Genomic DNA, 17,274 nt, shown 5'->3' on the forward strand with positions numbered 1-17,274 from the left:
ACCGCGGCCAGGTAGACTCGCGCGTGGTCATGGGCGGCGGCGCTATACTCGCCCTTTTCTCTTCTCCGCACCTGCCATGAGCTCCCTGCCGCCCTGCCCTGCCTGCCACTCCACCTACACCTACGAGGATGGCGCCAACCTGGTCTGCCCCGAATGCGGCCATGAATGGTCGGCGCAGGCGGCGCCCGCCGAGACGGCGCGCGTCTACCGCGACGCGGCCGGCAACGTACTGCAGGACGGCGACACCGTTACCGTCATCAAGGATCTGAAGCCGAAGGGCTCCGGCGGCGTCATCAAGCAGGGAACCAAGGTCAAGAACATCCGCCTGGTCGACAGCGACCACGACATCGACTGCAAGATCGACGGCTTCGGCGCAATGAGCCTGAAAACGGAATTCGTGCGCAAGGTGTAAAAGCCGCACGCACCGGACAAACGAAAACACCAGCGCGCGCGCTGGTGTTTTTGTATGACAGCCCGGCCGAACCGGGCCAATCAAGATTAACGGCCGCTGGTGCCGGTGGTCGTGGTGCCGGTACCGGACGTGCCCGAGGTACCGCTGGTGCCCATCGAACCGCTGGTGCCCGAGGTGCCGCTGGTGCCCATCGAACCGCTCGTGCCCGAGGTGCCGCTGGTGCCCATCGAGCCGCTCGTGCCCGAGGTACCGCTGGTGCCCATCGAGCCGCTCGTGCCCGACGTACCGCTGGTGCCCATCGAGCCGCTCGTGCCTGAGGTACCGCTGGTGCCCATCGAACCGCTGGTGCCCGAGGCGCCGCTGCCCATCGAGCCGGTGGTGCCGGTGGCGCCGGTCGTGCCGCTGTCCATCGAACCGCTGGTGCCGCTGGTGCCCGAAGTACCCGAGCTGCCGCTGGTGCCCGAGGTGCTGCCCGATCCGCCCGTGGTGCCGCTGCCGCTGGTGCCGCTGGCGCTGCCGCTGCCGCTGGTGCCCATCGAGCCGGTGCTCGAGGCGCCGCTGGAACCGCTGCTGCTGCTGCCCGACTGCTTGTTTTGCTTGTCCTTCTTGTCCTTCTTCTGCTTTTTGCTCGAACTCATGTTGCTGCTGCTGGAGGTCTGGTCACTCGCCTGCGAACCGGTCGAGCTGCTCGTCTGCGCATTCACGTTCACCGACAGCGCCATCGCGGCGGCGATCGAGGTACCAAGCAAGCCTTTTAACAGTTTATGCATTGTCATGATTATCTCCTAATGATTGGGGCTGGAAAAGCTCAACAATATCAATGACATAATTGAGTGATCCGAGGTGGCCGAGTGTAGAGAGGTCGAAGCGGGAGCAGCGCACGTTAGCCTGTCGGAAAGATATCGGACACATTTCACGGCCTCGCTGCACCCATCCCCACCGCCTGTGCCGCCAGCGTGCCGAGCGCGGTATACAGATCCATGACATTCGCCTTGTCGTCCGGGTAAACGCGGTTCGACAGGAAGACATAGAAAGTGCGCGAACCCGGGTCGATCCACAGCACGCAGCCGGTGAATCCCGTATGTCCGTAGCTGCCGAGCGGGAACACGGTGCCGCGCGGACGCTGGGCGAAGGACGAGTCGATGTCCATGCCGAGACCGCGCAGCGATGCGATGCCGGGCGGGGTCTGCACGGTGGTGAGCAGGCGCACGCTCTCCGGCGCCAGCACCCGCACGCCGTCGAGTTCTCCGCCTCCCAGCAGCATGCGTGCATAGCGGGCGATATTGTCGACGGTAGCGAATACGCCGGCCGATCCGGCCACGCCGCCGATACGGCGCACGGTCGGATCGTGCACGACGCCTTGCAGCAGCGCTCCGGTAGCCGGGTCGCGCTGCGTGGGCGCGATGGAATCCGGCGCCATGCGGCGCAGCGGCAGGTAGCCGGTGTCGCGCATGCGCAGCGGCCTGAACAGGCGCTGTTCGGCGAAGGCGTCCGGTTCCATATGCGAAACCTTGCGCACCAGCTCGCCAAGCAGCAGGTAGTTGATGTCGGAATAGCGGAAGTAGCTGCCCGGCACATGGGTCAGCTTTTGCGCGCAGGCCCGGGCATGAGCCGCTTCCCGTCCCTCCCAGGCCGGCTTGCGCGGCAGGCCGGCGGCCAGGCCCGAGGTATGGGTCAGCAGCTGGCGGATGGTGATCGCCTCCTTGCCCCCACCCGCGCATTCCGGAAGATAATCGACCAGCTTCGCATCGAGGTCGAGCTTGCCGTCCTCGTGCAGCAGCAGGATCGAGGGCGCCGTCGCCAGCACCTTCGACAGCGATGCGGCATCGAAGACGGTGGCCGTGGTCACCGGCGCGGCGTCAAGCGCATAGGTAAAACGGCCGTAAGCGCGCTGGTGGATGGCGCCATTGCGTTCCAGGTGAAAAACGGCGCCCGGCAGCTGGCGCGCGGCGATGGCGTTCTCGATTGCGGCGTCGATGCGCGCGACCTGGGCGGCGTCGAAGCGGGCCTGGCTACCGCTGTCCGGCAAGCCCGCACAGCCGGCCAGCATGGCGAGGCAACCCGTCACGGCCGCAGCCCGCCGCACACCGGAATCGGGGCGCTCCCAGCGGGAAAATATCCTTCGGCGTATCATGAAACGCATGATTCCATTCTCCATACTCGACCTGTCGCCCATTGCCGAAGGCAGCGACGCACGCACTTCCTTCCACCATTCCCTCGACCTCGCCCAGCATGGCGAACGCTGGGGTTTTAACCGTTTCTGGCTGGCCGAACACCACGGCATGCCGGGCATCGCCAGCGCCGCCACCTCGGTGCTGATGGGCTATGTCGCAGCCGGCACCTCCACCATCCGGGTCGGCGCCGGCGGCATCATGCTGCCGAATCACTCGCCGCTCGTGATTGCCGAACAGTTCGGTACGCTCGAATCGCTGTTCCCGGGCCGCATCGACCTGGGCCTGGGCCGTGCGCCCGGTTCCGACCACATCACGGCGCGCGCCCTGCGCCGCAACCTGGCCTCGGACGCGGACGAATTCCCGCAGGACGTGCTCGAACTGCAGGATTATTTCGCCGACTCACCGCGGCGCCAGGTGCGCGCCGTCCCGGGCGCCGGTCTGAACGTGCCGCTGTGGATCCTCGGTTCCAGCCTGTTCGGCGCCCAGCTCGCTGCCCATCTCGGGCTGCCGTATGCGTTCGCCTCGCATTTCGCGCCGCAGATGATGATGCAGGCAATCGAACTGTACCGCGCCAACTTCAAACCCTCGGCACAGTTGGACAAGCCGTATGTCATGCTCGGCTTTAACGTGTTCGCCGCCGACACCGACGAGGAGGCGCAGTTCCAGGCGACCTCGATGCAGCAGGCTTTCGTGAATCTGCGCAGCGGCCGCCCGACACGCCTGCAGCCGCCGGTGCGCGGCTACCTGGAAGCGCTGGGGCCGTCGGAACGGATGATGCTCGACGCGGTGCTGTCCTGCTCGGCGATCGGTTCGCCGGCGACGGTGGCGGCGCAATTAAAAGCGTTCATTGCGCACACGCGGCCGGACGAGTTGATGATCACCTCGCAGATTTTCGATCACGCGGCGAGGTTGCGCTCGTACGAGATCACGGCGCAGGTGCACGCGGCCGCGTAGGGCGGGCATGCCCGCGCGCGCACCGCGCGAACAACGCGGCGTCAAGCTTTATGCCTCGCCCGTCCCCGCCTGCAACGCGTCGATCAACTCGGCCGTCGTACGCACCCGTCCCATCATCCTGAACGTGTTCTTGCACGCGAAATCGTGCGCTTCCGCCGTGATGCCGCTCATCGCATCTTCGGCAAACACCAGCGCGTAGCCGCGGTCGTAGGCAGCGCGGGCCGTCGATTCGACGCCGAGGTTGGTGACGATGCCGCCCAGCACCAAAGTCTTGATCCCGCGCCGCCGCAGCAGCTGGTCGAGCTCGGTGCCGTAAAAGGCGCCCCACTGGCGCTTGGTGATGACGATATCGGTCGCTTCGACCCCGGCATCCGGGGCGAAGTGGGAAGCGTCCGGGGGCGGGGGCGGCGCGCCCGGAGCGCGTAGCGGCGCGTCGGCCGGCGGCGACTGCAGCTCGTTCATCAGCACGCGCACGAACACCACCATGCCGCCGCGGTTGCGCATCTCCTGCGCCAGCAGCACGCAGTTGCCGAGCACGGCCTGGCTCGAATACGGCGCCAGCGTGCGCGCCATGTTGCCGTTCTGCAGGTCAATCAGTACCAGGGCCGTGCCGGCCAGATCGATCGAAAAATCGTCCATCGTTGTCCTCCTGTGGGAACGAGTATCGGTCAACGGCGTGGCCGATGGCGCACGGCCGGGCATGCGTTCTGCGGCTCGCCTGGTGCCAGACTGGTACAGGAGGTGGCCCTGTTGACTTATTTGCATGCAAACCACTGCTAAAAGTTGTTAATTAACCGTCATCGTGGCGCAAAAACCGCGCATCCTCTGCAAAGATAACGAAATCGGAGTATCATCGTCGTTTCTGAACCTAGCGTAAGGATGTTCAATGAACCAGCGACGCTCTTTCCTCAAAAGTTCTGTTGTGCTCGCATCCGCGATCGGCATGCCGGCCTTGGCAAAAGCTGCCCAGACTGGCCCCGTCGAACGTAGCGTGCGCCTGTACAACACCCATACGGGTGAAAGCCTGCGTAGTGTTTTCTGGGCCGAAGGCCAGTTCATTCCGGACGCGCTCAAAGATATCAACAAGCTGCTGCGCGACCACCGCAACAACAAGATCGCCGAGATGGATCCGAAACTGATCGTGCTGCTGAACGACGTCAGCGAAAAATTCGGCGACAACCAGGTGCTGCACATCATTTCCGGCTACCGCTCGCCGGAATCGAACGCCAAGCTGGCCGCCGCGTCCGGCGGTGTCGCCAAGCACAGCATGCACATGGACGGCAAGGCGATCGACATCCGCCTGCCGGGCAAGAACCTGGCCCAGCTGCACAAGGCGGCCATGGCGATGAAGGCCGGCGGCGTCGGTTACTATCCCGACTCGCAGTTCGTCCACATGGACACCGGCCGGGTTCGTTACTGGTAATCGGCTGACCTACGCGATGCGCCCTCTCCTGCGCTGCCTCCCTCTCGTCTGCGCCGCCCTGGCGGCGGCGGGGGCGGGGGCGGGGGCGGCGCAGGAAATCAAACAGGAAGCACAGGAACCAGTTGCGAAGGTCAATGTCTCCACGACACGTGATCCGGTCGACAAGTCCTACCGCAAGATGATCCAGGGCATGGAACGCTTCGAGCGCGAACATGCTTTCGCTCCCCATGCGCCGCTGCGCTTCCAGCTGCTGCCGCGCACTCCCGACGTGAAAATGGACGGCATCACGCTGCGCGTGGCCGGCGATACGGTCTCGGTGCCGGTGCCGATCGGGCCTGACAACAGCTTCGTCCTTCCCCGCAACGAGCAAGCCCTGCGCGAAGACGCCGCCGTGCTCGCCAACCGCAAGACCACCAGCATGACCTGGCGCGCCCTGATCCGCACGCCCGGCTTGCCGCCCGACACGCGCCGCCTCGGCGACCTGCGCCTCGAATGCCGGGTCGGCACCGAAGCCGGGCTGGTGTCGAACAATTCGCAGCTGTTCGCCTGGCTGTCGAACGCCCTGCTCAGCGCCGACCAGGTCTGCAACAGCCTCGAAGGCAACTACCTGTTCTTCGCCGACCGCCCCCTCTTCGGCGTACGCTTGCGCGCCGGCGACCGGGTCGAGGATCTGCCTTTCAATATGCTGTATGCCGGCGGCAACCAGACGCCCGAGATGCTGCGTTTTTGCGATTGCCAGGTGCTGCTCGACCGCACTTATTATGCGCCCCTGTGGGACAAGAGCTGGCCCGACGACACCCTGGTCGAATTCGACTACATGACGGCCCCGGCCGCGCAGGCAGCGCCATGAAGACGCGCGCCTTCCTTCTCGCCACCCTCATCCTGGCCGGCTGCGCCACCGGCGAGACGACGCCCGGCACCCAGGTCGCGGCCGAGCGCCTTGCCGCCGCGGTCGTGCCCGGGCGCACCACCAAGGCCGAATTGCTCGCCGCTTTCGGCAAGACCAAGACCGTCGTGTTCGACAGCGGCTACGAGGCCTGGCTTTATCAGGCGCCCGCGGGCGGCGGCCGCTTCAGCGAATTCGTCATCCTGGTCGATCCGGCCGGGCGCGTTGTACGCACTCGCCAGCGCGCCCCTTCTACCCCTTAAAAGGACACAGAAAGAAATTGCCAGCACGCTCGCGTGCGCGGCTCTGCCGATTAGGCTGGCAGAATCTGCCTCACAGACGTTCCGTTCCCTGTGGAGGCCCACCATGCTGGTCGATCGCGTACGGATGTTCCTCGGCTCCCTGCTGGCGCTGCTGTTCCTGCTCGCCGGTTGCGGCGGTGGCGTCGGCAATCCGGGCACGATCGGCACACCGGACACGCCACCGCCGGCGGCCACCACTGGTTCACTGCAGGTGGTCATCAACGGCTTGCCGGCGGGCGTCAATGGCGCCGTCCGCGTCACCGGCCCGAATAACTATTCCCAGGATCTGACCGGCACGCAAACGCTGGCCAACCTCACGCCCGGCAGCTATACCGTGGCCGCCTCCAGCGCCACCCAGGGCAGCGCCAGCTATACCCCGACGCCGCTTACCCAGAGCGTGGCGGTCACTGCCGGCGCCACCGCCACGGCCACCCTCGCCTATGCGAGCACGGCGCTCACGCTGGCACTGGCCGATATCGGGCCGACCTTTACCAATCCCACCTTCGTCACCGCGCCGCCCGGAGACACGCGCCTGTTCGTGGTCGAGCGGCGCGGCGTGATCCGCATCGTGCAAGGCGGCGTGACACTGACCCAGCCCTGGCTCGACATCAGCCCGAACGTGTTCACCGGCGGCGAAGGCGGCCTGCTGTCGATGGCCTTCGACCCGGACTTCGCGCGCAACGGCTATTTCTACCTCTACTACACGGATCTGGCCCAGAACATCGTCGTCGAACGCTATGGCAGCTCGTCCAACGCCAACCTGGCCGATCCGACCTCGGGCCTGGTGATCCTGCGCGTTCCCCATCCGCAGTTCACGAACCATTTCGGCGGCCTGGTCGCCTTCGGCCCGGACAGCATGCTGTATGCCGGCACGGGCGACGGCGGCGGTAGCGGCGATCCGCAGGGCAATGCGCAGAACCTGAATTCCCTGCTCGGCAAACTGCTGCGGGTCGATGTGCGCGGCGCGACGGGCGCCCAGCCCTACACGATTCCTCCTAATAATCCCTACCTCAACCAGGCCGGACGGCGGCCCGAAATCTGGGCTTATGGATTGCGCAATCCATGGCGCTTCGCCTTCGACGGTACGCAGCTGTATGTCGCCGACGTCGGCCAGGACGCGCGCGAAGAGGTCAATGTGGCCGCCGCCAGCCAGGGCGGCCTGAACTACGGCTGGGACATCATGGAAGGCACGGCCTGCTTCGGCGCGGCCAGCTGCGACCGCAGCGGACTGACGCTGCCCAGCTTCGAATACGAACACGGCGCGAACGACGTCAACGGCTGCTCGATCACCGGCGGCTACGTGTACCGGGGCACGGCGCTTCCCGAACTGGCGGGGCGCTATTTCTATTCGGATTTTTGCCGCGGCTTCGTGAAAAGCTTTTTCCCCACCGAGCCGGCCATCGCCGAGCAGCGCGACTGGAACCTCAACACGGCCGGACAGGTGGTTTCCTTCGGGCGCGACGGTGCGGGCGAGCTCTACGTCGTCAACGCAGGCGGGCGCATATTCCGGATCACCCGAGGCGCAGGGGGCTGAGGCCAGGAACGCACTCCAAAGCGGGTAGAATGAGGAGATGGCACGCTTACACCTCCACTTCCCCGAAGACCAGTATTACTATTCCACGCCGCTGACGGTGCGCGTCACCGACATCAACGGTGCGAACCACCTTGGCAACGACTCGATGATCTCGATGATCTCCGAGGCGCGCGCCCGTTTCCTGTTCGAGTTCGGCGTTCCCGAAACCGAGCGCGACGGCACCGGCATCATCGTCACCGACCTCGCCACCACCTACCGCGCCGAAGCCCATGCGCGCGACCAGCTGCTGTTCGAAGTCGGCGTCATGGATTTTAATAAGTACGGCGGCGACATCACCTTCCGCATCACGCGCCCGAAGGACAAGGCCCTGGTCGCCATGGCTAAGTCGGGCTTCGTGTTCTACAACTATAAAACCAGCCAGGTGGTCGCCATGTCCGACGACTTCCGCAACAAATTTGAACGCGTGAACTGGGTGGACTGATCGAACAAGGCAAAAAAAACGGACTGCAGATGCAGTCCGTTTTTTCATGTGCGACTCATGTGCAACTCATGCGCCGCTTCACGCCCCGGTCGCGCCCACGCCGGCGCTCAGCAGCCACGACACCATCAGCAGGAAGCCCATCGCCAGCGCGAACAGCACCGACAGGCGGCGTCCTGCGACGCCATCCTCGAACAGCGCCGGCTTGCCGTAGTTGCGGCCGATAAAATATGCATAGAACACGGTAGCCAGGTAGTGCACGGCGCCGAACATCTCGCCCAGTTCGCCCTTGCGCGGGTGCTCGATCAGGATGTGCGACAGCGCCACCAGGGCCACGTAGACGACCGATGCGCCCAGCGGCGGCAGGTACAGGCCCATCTGTTCGATCCAGCGCTGCAGCCCCGGACGCTTGCGCGCCAGGAAAGGCAGCACCAGGTTGTGGGTCAGGCCGGCGACCAGGATCAGCTTGAGCAGCACGGTCTTGTGCAGGCTGCCGCTGCCGAGCGCCAGGTTGTGCAGGTTGGTTTCGGCCTGGCGATTATTTTCGAGGAAGAATTCCGGCGAGGCCACGTCCAGCACGCGCTGGAACCAGCTGATCTCTTCCAGGGCGGCCAGCGCCACCAGGGCGCTCAGGCCACCGAGCGCCAGCAGCTCCAACTTGCCGGCGCCAGGCTGCTTGAGGCGCTCGACGAACACGAAGCCGAGCATGACGGCGATCACCGCGAAGCAGAGGAACTGCATCCATTCGACGATGCCGTCTTCGCCCAGCAGGCGCCACAGCGCCTTGGTGTCCGGCCCCGACCAGGCCACCGCCAGTCCGAGCACGAAGACGTTGATGGCGATCGCCATGAGAATGACGGGATGCGTCTGCCATTTGTTAGTTGCCACTTACTGCTCCTTGCTTATTGAAAACGATTCCATCATTGCGGCGGCGCCCGCTACCGGCAAGACCGGTACTGGCTCGACGTCCGCTAGCGTGCTGCGCCGCGCCGCCATGCTGCCCAGCCGGCGCAGGCCGCGCCGTGCAAGCGAGGCCAGGGCCCAGCCCCACAGCAGCGGATCCAACATGGCGTCCCACAGGTTGCCGGTCGGCAGGCGAAGCAGGCTGAACAGCAAGAAGGCGCCCAGCAATGCCGGCGCATGCCAGCCGCCGCCGCGGCGCAGGATCGCCAGCACGCAGGCCGCGCTGCCCAGCAGCGCCAGCGCCGGCGCGGCAAAGGGGCCGAAGCCCGCGTAATACAAGCCCAGCGACAGCACGCCCATCGCATCCAGGTAGAGCACGCTGCCGGCGAGCGCGACCGTCGTCGACAGCGGCAAGGGAAGGAAGGAACCCGGCGCCCTGCCCTGCCAGCGCCGCGTCAGGCACAGTACGCACAAGCTCATCAGGAGACCGCTCGGATACTGGAAGGCCAGGCCGAGCTTCCAGGCCGGCGAGGCGTCGCCCGGCAAGGCCATCATCAGGCCGACGCCGCCCATCGCCACGGCGCAGGCAAGGCGCGGGCGCAGGATGGCGCGCGGCCACAGGGAAAGCAGCAAGGCGGCCAGCACGAACGTCCAGGCCAGCCGGCCATACACGAATTGCCATGCGAGATCCGGCAGGGTCATCAGATCGTTTCTCCGGTCTGGATACGGTAGGTGTGGTAGGCGATCGCCTCGCGCTGGTGGGTATAGGTCACGTGCAGTTCGTTGCCGACCTGGTGCATCGCAGGGTAGGAGAACTCGTCGCCCACCTTGCCGACGACGATGTCGTCGACCGTACGCCACACGTGGCCGTTCTTCGAGATCGACAGGCGCAGGATATTGCGCGCCGAACCGCCGGCGTCGACGTGGTTGTGCAGCATGAGGATGTCGCCGCTGCTGAGGCGGATGGCGGCCAGCGAGGTACTGTGATTCGGCATGTCCAGGGGCGGCAGGTCTTCCCAGCTGGCGCCGCCGTCGCGGCTGGCCGCGTGCTGGATGCGCTGCTCGTCGCTGGCGTCGCGCATCCAGGCGCGCACTTCCGTGTTCGACACCGGCACGATCGCCGGCTGCAGCGTCGACATGCTGCTGCCGATGCGGCCCAGGCGGGTCGGCTCGCCGTTCGCATCGAAGGCCATCAGCATCGGATACTTGATGCCCAGTTCGAAATACACCGGCAGCCACCAGCCGCCGTCGGCCAGCGCGATCGGCGAAGTGCGCACCAGCACGCTGGTATTGAGCAGGGGCGAGAGCGGCAGCAGGCGCCGCGTCGTGAAACTGGCGCCGGCGTCGTTCGATACCATGTGGACGATACGCGAGGCCGCCCAGCCGCCCAGGCCGGTGGCGACGACGTACAGGTGCACCAGGCCGTCGGGCGCCGTCCAGGCGACCGGATTGCCGATGCGGCGCACGCCGAAGCCGAGCGCGCGCCCGAGCGATTCGCGGCTGGCCACTTCCCAGGGCGCGCTCCACTTGCCGTCGCGGGTGCGCGCGGCATACACCTTGACGTCGGGGCCGCTCTCGCGGCTGCCGGCCCACCAGAAGGCCAGCATGCCGCCTGGTACGGTCGCCAGCGAGCTGGCATGCGCAGAAGGCACGTCCTGCGGCATCGGGATCAGCGAGCGCGACATCTCGACCAGGGTCGCCAAGCCAGTCGTGTTCCCAATGGCGCCCTGCGCGGCCAGCGGCACGTCCCCCTGCGGCGCCGCGCGCAGCCAGCGCCCGGCTTCGGCACACAGCGCGGCGAGCAGCGCCAGGGCGCATGCGGCGACGATCCAGTTGCGGCGAGACCGCGGTGATGTAGTGGAACTGTGCATGCTTGCGTGAGGGCGGTGAAAAAAGCGCTCGCCATGTGACGGCATCCGGTTCGCGTTAAACCGTGCCGATGCGTTGCGAGGGGTGAGCAAGGAGGACGCAAGACCGGGCGGCGCCCTACGCGCCGTGTTCGGTTTCTCGACCAGGGTCAGTCAGTTTTGATTGGCGTCAATGATACCAAAAAGCACCATCGGCCACATGCGGCGACCCTTTTTTCAGGCCCGAACGTTGTGCCGCGGACTCAAGGCTGGCGGCTTGTTTCAGCTTTGGCAAAATAAACTGGAACTTTTTCGGGCTCCCACCGGAATATGGGTGAGAGACGACCATGACGATCACACCGACCACGCCCGATGACGAATTATTACGCCGCATGCGCACCGGCGACGCGCAGGCCTTCGCCGCGCTCTACCGGCGCCACCAGGGTCCGCTCTATCGCTACGCCCTGCTGCGCTGCGGCTCGCCCGACACCGCGGCTGACACCGTCCAGGAGGCCTTCATGGGCTTGCTCAGCGGCCGCCTCGCCTTCGATCCGCTGCGCGGCACGCTGCCGAACTTCCTGTTCGGCGTGGTGCGCCTGCTGATCCTGAAGCACGAGGCGCCGCGCCGGCGCGAGTCGCCCTTGCCTGACACCGAGGACGACGACACCGAAGCGGCAAGTGAAGAAGCCTGTCCGCTGACGCGGGTGCTGGCCGACGAAGCGGCCGAGGAAGTGCGGCGCGCGCTGGCCCGGCTGGCGCCGCATTACCGCGACGCCGTCATCCTCTACGAAATGCATGGCCTGTCCTACCTCGAGATCGCCGCGATCTGCGCGGTCGACATCGGCACCGTGCGCTCGCGCCTGGCGCGCGGGCGTGCCGCCCTGGCCAAGGCCCTGCGCGCCCATGCCCTGGACGCTCACTGAATGGACACGATCATGAACAACGACACCCCCGACATAGATGCCGACCTGGACGCGCGCCTGGCGCACCTGCGCGGCGCCAGCGCCGGCCTCGACGCCCCGCGCTGCGTCGAAAAGGAATTGATGCAGGCGTTTAAGGCGCAGTTCGCGCGGCCCCGCCCGTGGTACCGGCGCCTCAATCTCCTCGAGTGGAGCGCGGCCGGCATCTGCGCCGCCGTAACCACCGGCGTGCTCGGCCTGCTGCTGGTGCCGCCCGACCTGGCATACCAGCCCGGCAGCAGCCCGCTGGTGCAGATCGACAACGGCGCCGCCTTCATCGCCCTCGATTCCTTCGAGCGCATCGAAGACGACCCGGCGCCGCGCCTGGTCGAGACCGAAGTATCACGCACCCTGCTGGCCGCGCTCGGCCTGCCGGTCGCACCCGAAGAGGCGGGCGAGGCCGTGCGCGCCGAAATGCTGGTCGGCGCCGGCGGCGAGCCGCTCGCGCTGCGCCTGACATCCATCGACTGATCCGAATTCGACATCACCTACCACGAGGACACCATGAACACGAACCGCCTGCTGCTTGCCGCCCTGCTTTCCTGCCTGCTGCCCCCGGCCCTGGCCGAGGACGCGCCCGCTCCCGCCCCTGCGCCGGTGCCGCATGTCGTACTGGCCAACGGCCTGGAAGAAGGATTGCGCGTCCTTCACCGTGGCCACGGCCAGCCCGTCAAGAATGCCCCCTACAGCGCCCAGGCCGTCACCGAACGCCTGCAGCAGCTGCCCGACGGGAATTCGATCGAGCGGCGCACCCGCTCGGCCACCTACCGCGACAGCGCCGGCCGCACCCGCCACGAGGTGCGCAACGACAAGGGAGAACTGCGCACGGTGACGATCAGCGATCCGGTGGCGGGCACGACCTTCATCCTGAATCCGCAGGAGCGCAGCGCGCGCCGGCTGCCCTCGCGCATGGACATCGAGCGCATCGCCCGCGAGGCCCGCGAAAAGGCGCAGGCCCGGATCGAGCGCCTGCGCCAGGAAGGCCGCCTGCCGGCGCGCGAAGGCCGCGTCGAAGAGCGGGTCGAGGTGAATGTGGAACGCGGCGAGGACGGCCGCCGCGAAGCCGTGCGCGTGATCCGCCTGCCACGCACGCCCGGTGCGGAAGGCGCGCCGCTTCCTCCGATGCTCGCCGGCGTCCTGTCGGGCGCGCTGGCCGACAATAAATGGTCGCGCAAGGCCGTCAGCCGCGAGCTCGGCACGCGCGACTTCGAAGGCGTCAAGGCCGAGGGCAAAGTGCGCAGCTACGAGATCCCGGCCGGCGAAGTCGGCAACCGCAATCCGATCGTGGTGGCCGACGAATCCTGGTACTCGCCGGAACTGCAGGTGACGGTGTATGCCAAGCACAGCGACCCGCGCAGCGGCGATTCCATCTACCGGCTCGAAGGCTTGAAACGCGGCGAGCCGGATGCGGCGCTGTTCACGGTGCCGTCCGACTACCAGGTGCGCGAGACCAGGGCCCCGGGACGCGCCGCGGGGAAAAGCGGAGAGTAAAAACGACGATGCCGGCGCGCGCCGGCATGCGGGGAGGCCGATGCGCCGCGCGGCAGGCGCGGCGGATGGGTCAGCGGCTGGCGAGCGGCACCAGGGTCTTCTCGAACCAGTTGTCGATCATGCGCTTTTCGTAGCGCACGATATCGCTGGGCATGTAGCGGTTGGGGCGATCCAGAAAGGCCGTATCGCGCAGTTCGGCATCGGCTTCGCTCACGACCTGCCCGTTGTTCTCGAGCGCATAGCGCAGATTGATGCGCGGCCACTCGCCGCGGGTCGTCACGCGCATGTCGGTGCGCGCGCCGGACGGCTGCTCGCTGCCGGCCATGTCGACATCCTGCACGTCGATGCGCAGCTTGTAGGCAGCCGGCAGTTTTGCCGCCAGCTTCTCGAAGTGGGCCGCGATGCCGCGCATGGCTTCGCCGCGCTCGCCGCCGGAAGGCAGGTCGGAAAATTTGTCGGAATCGATGTAGTTCACGGTCACCTCGGCGGCCGAGGCCGCAGCTGCCTCCAGCGCCATCAGGCTGCCGAGGGCGAGCTTTCGCATCACGTTGTTCATGACGATCCTTAGGTTGGAATATTGTTATAAACCAATTTAAATATACGCCCGTTTTGGCGGAAAACGGACTCTGTCTTGGGCAAAATTTTGTATCCGTTTTATTTCGTCCAAAAACAGACATGCCGGCACGGGCCGGCATGTCGGAAGGCGTCATGGCCCGGCAAGCATCGCCGGGCCGGTGCATTGGTCAGCGCTGGGCAGCGCGTTCGCGCGGCAGGATCGTGTTCTTGAACCAGTCGTCGATCATGCGCCGCTCGTAGCGCAGGGTGTCGCCGTCGGCATAGCGGCTGAGGCGATCCATGAAGGCCATGTCGCGCAGCTGGGCGTCGCCGCTGCTCACCACCTGCCCATTGCTCTCGAGCGTGTAACGCAGGTCGATGCGCGGCCACTCGGCGCCGTTGCGGATGATGCGCAGCTCGCGCATGCCGCGGCCGGGCTGCATGCGCCCGGCGAGGTCGACGTCCTGTACCTCGATGCGCAGCTTCTGTCCCGGCGGCAGCTTGGCGCCCAGGCTGGTGAAGTGCTCGGTCAGATCCTTCAGCACTTCCTCGCGCTCCCAGGGCGCGAAGGGCAGGTCGGAAAAGCGCTCCGGTTCGATGTAGCTGACGCTCACTTGTGCATTACCTTGTGCATTACCTTGTGCGGTCACTTGCGCGGGCGCCTGCGCCGAAGCTGCGCCGGCGGCAAATGCCAACAGGCCGCTGACGGCCAGTGTGCGAATCACGTTCTTCATGGCGATTCCTCTCTAATCGGTTTCTTGGTATTTATCGCTCGAATATACGCGCCTTTGCAAACGAGCGACGTCTACGGCAAGTAAATTCTGTATCCGATTGTTAGTATCCGCCTCCTCTGTTAGTCCTCGCACAGCCGGCTCCGCCACGGGGCACGCACACTGGCGGCAAGGAGGATCGCCCGTGCCCGAAGGACCATCGCTATTCATCTTGAAGGAAGAAACGGCCCGCTTCGTCGGCCAGCAAATCGTGGAAGCCGGCGGCAACGTGCGCGCCATCGACCCGACGCGCCTGCTCGGCCAGTCGATCCTGTCGCTGCGCACCTGGGGCAAGCACTTCCTGATCGAACTGCCGAACCTGGCGATCCGTGTCCACTTCCTGCTGTTCGGCACCTACCGGGTGAACGAGGATCGCGAAGGAAAGACGCCGCGCCTGTATCTGCGCACCGCCGCCGGCGACGTCCTGAACTTGTATGCCTGCGCGGTGCGCGAGATCGATCCCGACCTCGACAGCCAGTACGACTGGAGCGCCGACGTGATGGGCGACACCTGGGATCCGGCCAAGGCGCGCAAGAAACTGCGCGCCTGCCCCGACATGCTGGCCTGCGACGCCCTGCTCGACCAGGACATCTTTTCCGGCGTGGGCAACATCATCAAGAATGAAGTACTGTTTCGCATCCGCGTCCATCCCGCCTCGACGGTCGGCGCCCTGCCCGCGCCCAAGCTGCGCGCCCTGGTCGAGGAGGCGCGCCAGTACAGCTTCGACTTCCTCGCATGGAAAAAGCAGTATGTGCTCAAGCAGCACTGGCTGGCCCACGCCAAGAAGATCTGCCCGCGCTGCGACATTCCCTTCACCAAGGCCCACCTGGGACGCACGAATCGGCGCAGTTTTTTCTGCGAACGCTGCCAGAAACGCTATACCTGATAAAGGGTTTGACTCATCCGCCCAACACTTCCTTTTCGTTGCACTACGTCTCAATATCTTGCTTGTTGTTAATGCCGCCTAGCCGTACTACAATCGATTCGACCCTGAATGTATAAGGTTTTTCATTCGTATCGACTTTTTACGGTAACGGAAACACCATGTCTTTTCTGTCCCCCGCCACGCCCAAGCTCGCGCCCTGGAAGGTTCTGCTCGTCGATGACGAGCCGGATATCCACGACATCACCAAGCTCACGCTGAACCGCTTCCGCCTCGACGGCCGGGCCTTGACCTTCCTGCACGCCTACAGCGGCGCCGAGGCCAAGGAAATCCTGGCGCGCGAGACCGACATCGCGCTGGTCTTCCTCGACGTGGTGATGGAGCGCGAGGACAGCGGCCTGGAAGTGGCGCGCTGGATGCGCCAGGAGCTGGACAACCAGTTCACCCGCATCGTGCTGCGTACCGGCCAGCCGGGCCAGGCGCCGGAAGAGCGCGTGATCGTCGACTACGACATCAACGATTACAAGGAAAAGACGGAACTCGACCGCACCAAGCTGTTCACCACCACCTTCGCCGCGCTGCGCGCCTACCGCGACATCATGAAGGTGGAAGACGCCCGCCGCGTGCAGCAGAGCTACCGCGAGGGCCTCGAGCGCGTGCTGGCTGCCTCCTCGCACATCTTCAAGCAGCGCAATCTGAAGGACTTCGCCAGCGGCCTGCTGCAGCAGGTCGTGGCCCTGCTGCGCCTGGAGCAGAGCATGCTGCTGCGCCTGAAAGGCGCGAGCATGATCAGCGGCGAGAGCCAGTATGAGGTGCTCGCCAAGATCGGCGAGTTCGGCGACGGCATCGACCCGGCCCTGCTGGCCCAGCTGGACGAAGCGCGCCATAACCGCATCTCCAAGCTGCACGGCGACACCTATGTCGGCTACTTCCCGAACAACAGCGGCAAGGCCTCGCTGCTGGTGCTGCAGGGCGTCGAAGAGATTTCCGATATCGACGCCCAGCTGCTCGAGGTGTTCTGCTCGGGCGTGGCCATTGCTTTCGATAATATTCTGCTGAACCAGGAAATCACCGACACCCAGGCCGAACTCATCCTGCGCCTGGGCGACGTGGTCGAATCGCGCTCGAACGAAGCCGGCAACCATGTGCGCCGCATGGCGCAGGTCTGCCACCTGCTGGCCCAGGCCTCGGGTTTGCCGGAAGACGAGACGGCGGTGCTGATGCACGCCGCGCCGATGCACGACATCGGCAAGATCGCTACGCCCGACGCCGTGCTCCTGAAACCCGGCCGCCTGACGCCGGAAGAATGGGAAGTCATGAAGCAGCACCCGACGGTGGGCCTGCAGATCCTGGACGGCTCGAGCCGCCCGATCCTGAAAGCCGCCGCCGTCATCGCCCACCAGCACCACGAGAAATACGACGGCACCGGCTATCCGCAGGGTTTAAAGGGCGAAGCGATCCACCCCTATGCGCGCATCGTCGCCGTGGCCGACGTCTTCGACGCCCTCAGCCACGAACGCGTCTACAAGCCGGCCTGGCCGGCCGAGCAGGTGACCGGCTACCTGCGCGAGGTGGCGGGACAGCACCTCGACCCGTACTACGTCGACCTGCTGATCAAGAATATGGACAAGGCGGTGGAGATCAATCGGCAGTGGCCGGATTGATTACTGTCGTCGGTGGTATATAAGTAGGGTGGGCGCCCT

Annotated in this window: 20 protein-coding genes; 12 read left to right on the forward strand and 8 right to left on the reverse strand. The window is 65.7% G+C overall.

What is annotated here, in order from left to right; all coding sequences use genetic code 11:
* The first annotated feature begins 76 nt into the window (after positions 1 to 76).
* Positions 77 to 412 (forward strand): zinc ribbon domain-containing protein YjdM, encoded by a 336-nt coding sequence (locus tag ASF77_RS22150; RefSeq protein ID WP_056344950.1) that lies wholly within the window; start codon positions 77 to 79, stop codon positions 410 to 412.
* Between the two features lie 86 nt (positions 413 to 498).
* Here the strand turns inward: ASF77_RS22150 and ASF77_RS23895 are convergent, their stop codons facing one another.
* Both ASF77_RS23895 and ASF77_RS22160 read right to left on the reverse strand, forming a co-directional pair.
* Complete coding sequence (locus ASF77_RS23895) at positions 499 to 1,188, reverse strand: hypothetical protein (protein ID WP_200934225.1); 690 nt, start codon at positions 1,186 to 1,188, stop codon at positions 499 to 501.
* A 137-nt stretch (positions 1,189 to 1,325) separates the two neighbouring features.
* Entirely contained in the window at positions 1,326 to 2,480 is a 1,155-nt protein-coding gene (locus ASF77_RS22160) for a serine hydrolase (protein WP_229445547.1), read from the reverse strand.
* Between the two features lie 73 nt (positions 2,481 to 2,553).
* On the opposite strand from ASF77_RS22160, the gene ASF77_RS22165 reads away from it, so the two are divergent.
* Positions 2,554 to 3,540, forward strand: coding sequence for an LLM class flavin-dependent oxidoreductase (locus ASF77_RS22165; RefSeq protein ID WP_056345301.1), 987 nt, complete (start codon positions 2,554 to 2,556; stop codon positions 3,538 to 3,540).
* Between the two features lie 48 nt (positions 3,541 to 3,588).
* Here the strand turns inward: ASF77_RS22165 and ASF77_RS22170 are convergent, their stop codons facing one another.
* Positions 3,589 to 4,179: an isochorismatase family protein gene (locus ASF77_RS22170; RefSeq protein WP_056344959.1), complete on the reverse strand. Its 591-nt coding sequence runs from the start codon at positions 4,177 to 4,179 to the stop codon at positions 3,589 to 3,591.
* Positions 4,180 to 4,462: 283 nt separating this feature from the next.
* Between ASF77_RS22170 and ASF77_RS22175 the strand changes: the two genes are divergently transcribed.
* The 5 genes from ASF77_RS22175 (at position 4,463) to ASF77_RS22195 (ending at position 8,166) form a co-directional block, all read left to right on the forward strand.
* The gene (locus ASF77_RS22175) at positions 4,463 to 4,963 is read left to right on the forward strand and encodes a DUF882 domain-containing protein (protein WP_229445548.1); all 501 of its coding nucleotides are present in this window, start codon (positions 4,463 to 4,465) and stop codon (positions 4,961 to 4,963) included.
* A 16-nt stretch (positions 4,964 to 4,979) separates the two neighbouring features.
* Positions 4,980 to 5,813: a hypothetical protein gene (locus ASF77_RS22180; protein ID WP_229445549.1), complete on the forward strand. Its 834-nt coding sequence runs from the start codon at positions 4,980 to 4,982 to the stop codon at positions 5,811 to 5,813.
* Positions 5,810 to 6,112 (forward strand): hypothetical protein, encoded by a 303-nt coding sequence (locus tag ASF77_RS22185; RefSeq protein WP_056344965.1) that lies wholly within the window; start codon positions 5,810 to 5,812, stop codon positions 6,110 to 6,112. The genes ASF77_RS22180 and ASF77_RS22185 overlap by 4 nt, the downstream gene beginning before the upstream one ends.
* A 103-nt stretch (positions 6,113 to 6,215) precedes the next feature.
* The gene (locus ASF77_RS22190) at positions 6,216 to 7,685 is read left to right on the forward strand and encodes a sorbosone dehydrogenase family protein (RefSeq protein WP_056344968.1); all 1,470 of its coding nucleotides are present in this window, start codon (positions 6,216 to 6,218) and stop codon (positions 7,683 to 7,685) included.
* A gap of 37 nt (positions 7,686 to 7,722) precedes the next feature.
* Entirely contained in the window at positions 7,723 to 8,166 is a 444-nt protein-coding gene (locus ASF77_RS22195) for a thioesterase family protein (protein WP_056344971.1), read from the forward strand.
* A 78-nt stretch (positions 8,167 to 8,244) separates the two neighbouring features.
* Here ASF77_RS22195 and ASF77_RS22200 read toward each other — a convergent pair whose 3' ends face one another.
* The 3 genes from ASF77_RS22200 to ASF77_RS22210 are packed head-to-tail and all read right to left on the reverse strand — an operon-like array spanning position 8,245 to position 10,937.
* Positions 8,245 to 9,051 (reverse strand): hypothetical protein, encoded by an 807-nt coding sequence (locus ASF77_RS22200; protein ID WP_056344974.1) that lies wholly within the window; start codon positions 9,049 to 9,051, stop codon positions 8,245 to 8,247.
* Complete coding sequence (locus tag ASF77_RS22205; RefSeq protein WP_056344976.1) at positions 9,052 to 9,768, reverse strand: hypothetical protein; 717 nt, start codon at positions 9,766 to 9,768, stop codon at positions 9,052 to 9,054.
* Positions 9,768 to 10,937, reverse strand: a complete 1,170-nt coding sequence (locus ASF77_RS22210; RefSeq protein ID WP_056344978.1) for a sialidase family protein — start codon at positions 10,935 to 10,937, stop codon at positions 9,768 to 9,770. Before ASF77_RS22210 ends, ASF77_RS22205 begins: the two co-directional genes overlap by 1 nt.
* A gap of 323 nt (positions 10,938 to 11,260) precedes the next feature.
* Between ASF77_RS22210 and ASF77_RS22215 the strand changes: the two genes are divergently transcribed.
* From ASF77_RS22215 to ASF77_RS22225, 3 genes are read left to right on the forward strand one after another with little or no spacing between them, the layout of a single operon-like run.
* Entirely contained in the window at positions 11,261 to 11,836 is a 576-nt protein-coding gene (locus ASF77_RS22215; protein ID WP_056344982.1) for an RNA polymerase sigma factor, read from the forward strand.
* A 12-nt stretch (positions 11,837 to 11,848) separates the two neighbouring features.
* Positions 11,849 to 12,343, forward strand: a complete 495-nt coding sequence (locus ASF77_RS22220; RefSeq protein ID WP_056345307.1) for a hypothetical protein — start codon at positions 11,849 to 11,851, stop codon at positions 12,341 to 12,343.
* Positions 12,344 to 12,376: 33 nt separating this feature from the next.
* Entirely contained in the window at positions 12,377 to 13,363 is a 987-nt protein-coding gene (locus ASF77_RS22225) for a hypothetical protein (protein ID WP_056344985.1), read from the forward strand.
* Positions 13,364 to 13,433: 70 nt separating this feature from the next.
* Here ASF77_RS22225 and ASF77_RS22230 read toward each other — a convergent pair whose 3' ends face one another.
* Together ASF77_RS22230 and ASF77_RS22235 are read right to left on the reverse strand one after the other, a co-directional pair.
* A complete protein-coding gene (locus ASF77_RS22230) occupies positions 13,434 to 13,919 on the reverse strand; it encodes a DUF3016 domain-containing protein (RefSeq protein ID WP_056344989.1) in 486 nt (161 codons plus the stop codon).
* A 187-nt stretch (positions 13,920 to 14,106) separates the two neighbouring features.
* A complete protein-coding gene (locus ASF77_RS22235; RefSeq protein ID WP_056344992.1) occupies positions 14,107 to 14,652 on the reverse strand; it encodes a DUF3016 domain-containing protein in 546 nt (181 codons plus the stop codon).
* A 181-nt stretch (positions 14,653 to 14,833) separates the two neighbouring features.
* On the opposite strand from ASF77_RS22235, the gene ASF77_RS22240 reads away from it, so the two are divergent.
* Positions 14,834 to 15,574: a DNA-formamidopyrimidine glycosylase family protein gene (locus tag ASF77_RS22240; RefSeq protein ID WP_056344996.1), complete on the forward strand. Its 741-nt coding sequence runs from the start codon at positions 14,834 to 14,836 to the stop codon at positions 15,572 to 15,574.
* Between the two features lie 158 nt (positions 15,575 to 15,732).
* Complete coding sequence (locus tag ASF77_RS22245) at positions 15,733 to 17,235, forward strand: HD domain-containing phosphohydrolase (RefSeq protein ID WP_056344999.1); 1,503 nt, start codon at positions 15,733 to 15,735, stop codon at positions 17,233 to 17,235.
* The last annotated feature ends 39 nt before the right edge of the window (positions 17,236 to 17,274 follow it).

This window comes from Massilia sp. Leaf139, assembly GCF_001424165.1.
Classification (GTDB): domain Bacteria; phylum Pseudomonadota; class Gammaproteobacteria; order Burkholderiales; family Burkholderiaceae_D; genus Telluria.

Excerpts from the sequence above, each read along its gene's own strand:
- ASF77_RS22245 (WP_056344999.1), top strand. The coding sequence starts at position 15,733 with ATGTCTTTTCTGTCCCCCGCCACGCCCAAGCTCGCGCCCTGGAAGGTT.
- ASF77_RS22210 (WP_056344978.1), bottom strand. The coding sequence starts at position 10,937 with ATGCACAGTTCCACTACATCACCGCGGTCTCGCCGCAACTGGATCGTC.
- ASF77_RS22185 (WP_056344965.1), top strand. The coding sequence starts at position 5,810 with ATGAAGACGCGCGCCTTCCTTCTCGCCACCCTCATCCTGGCCGGCTGC.
- ASF77_RS22150 (WP_056344950.1), top strand. The coding sequence starts at position 77 with ATGAGCTCCCTGCCGCCCTGCCCTGCCTGCCACTCCACCTACACCTAC.
- ASF77_RS22195 (WP_056344971.1), top strand. The coding sequence starts at position 7,723 with ATGGCACGCTTACACCTCCACTTCCCCGAAGACCAGTATTACTATTCC.
- ASF77_RS22225 (WP_056344985.1), top strand. The coding sequence starts at position 12,377 with ATGAACACGAACCGCCTGCTGCTTGCCGCCCTGCTTTCCTGCCTGCTG.
- ASF77_RS22180 (WP_229445549.1), top strand. The coding sequence starts at position 4,980 with ATGCGCCCTCTCCTGCGCTGCCTCCCTCTCGTCTGCGCCGCCCTGGCG.
- ASF77_RS22220 (WP_056345307.1), top strand. The coding sequence starts at position 11,849 with ATGAACAACGACACCCCCGACATAGATGCCGACCTGGACGCGCGCCTG.
- ASF77_RS22165 (WP_056345301.1), top strand. The coding sequence starts at position 2,554 with ATGATTCCATTCTCCATACTCGACCTGTCGCCCATTGCCGAAGGCAGC.
- ASF77_RS22170 (WP_056344959.1), bottom strand. The coding sequence starts at position 4,179 with ATGGACGATTTTTCGATCGATCTGGCCGGCACGGCCCTGGTACTGATT.
- ASF77_RS22235 (WP_056344992.1), bottom strand. The coding sequence starts at position 14,652 with ATGAAGAACGTGATTCGCACACTGGCCGTCAGCGGCCTGTTGGCATTT.
- ASF77_RS22230 (WP_056344989.1), bottom strand. The coding sequence starts at position 13,919 with ATGAACAACGTGATGCGAAAGCTCGCCCTCGGCAGCCTGATGGCGCTG.
- ASF77_RS23895 (WP_200934225.1), bottom strand. The coding sequence starts at position 1,188 with ATGACAATGCATAAACTGTTAAAAGGCTTGCTTGGTACCTCGATCGCC.
- ASF77_RS22215 (WP_056344982.1), top strand. The coding sequence starts at position 11,261 with ATGACGATCACACCGACCACGCCCGATGACGAATTATTACGCCGCATG.
- ASF77_RS22205 (WP_056344976.1), bottom strand. The coding sequence starts at position 9,768 with ATGACCCTGCCGGATCTCGCATGGCAATTCGTGTATGGCCGGCTGGCC.
- ASF77_RS22190 (WP_056344968.1), top strand. The coding sequence starts at position 6,216 with ATGCTGGTCGATCGCGTACGGATGTTCCTCGGCTCCCTGCTGGCGCTG.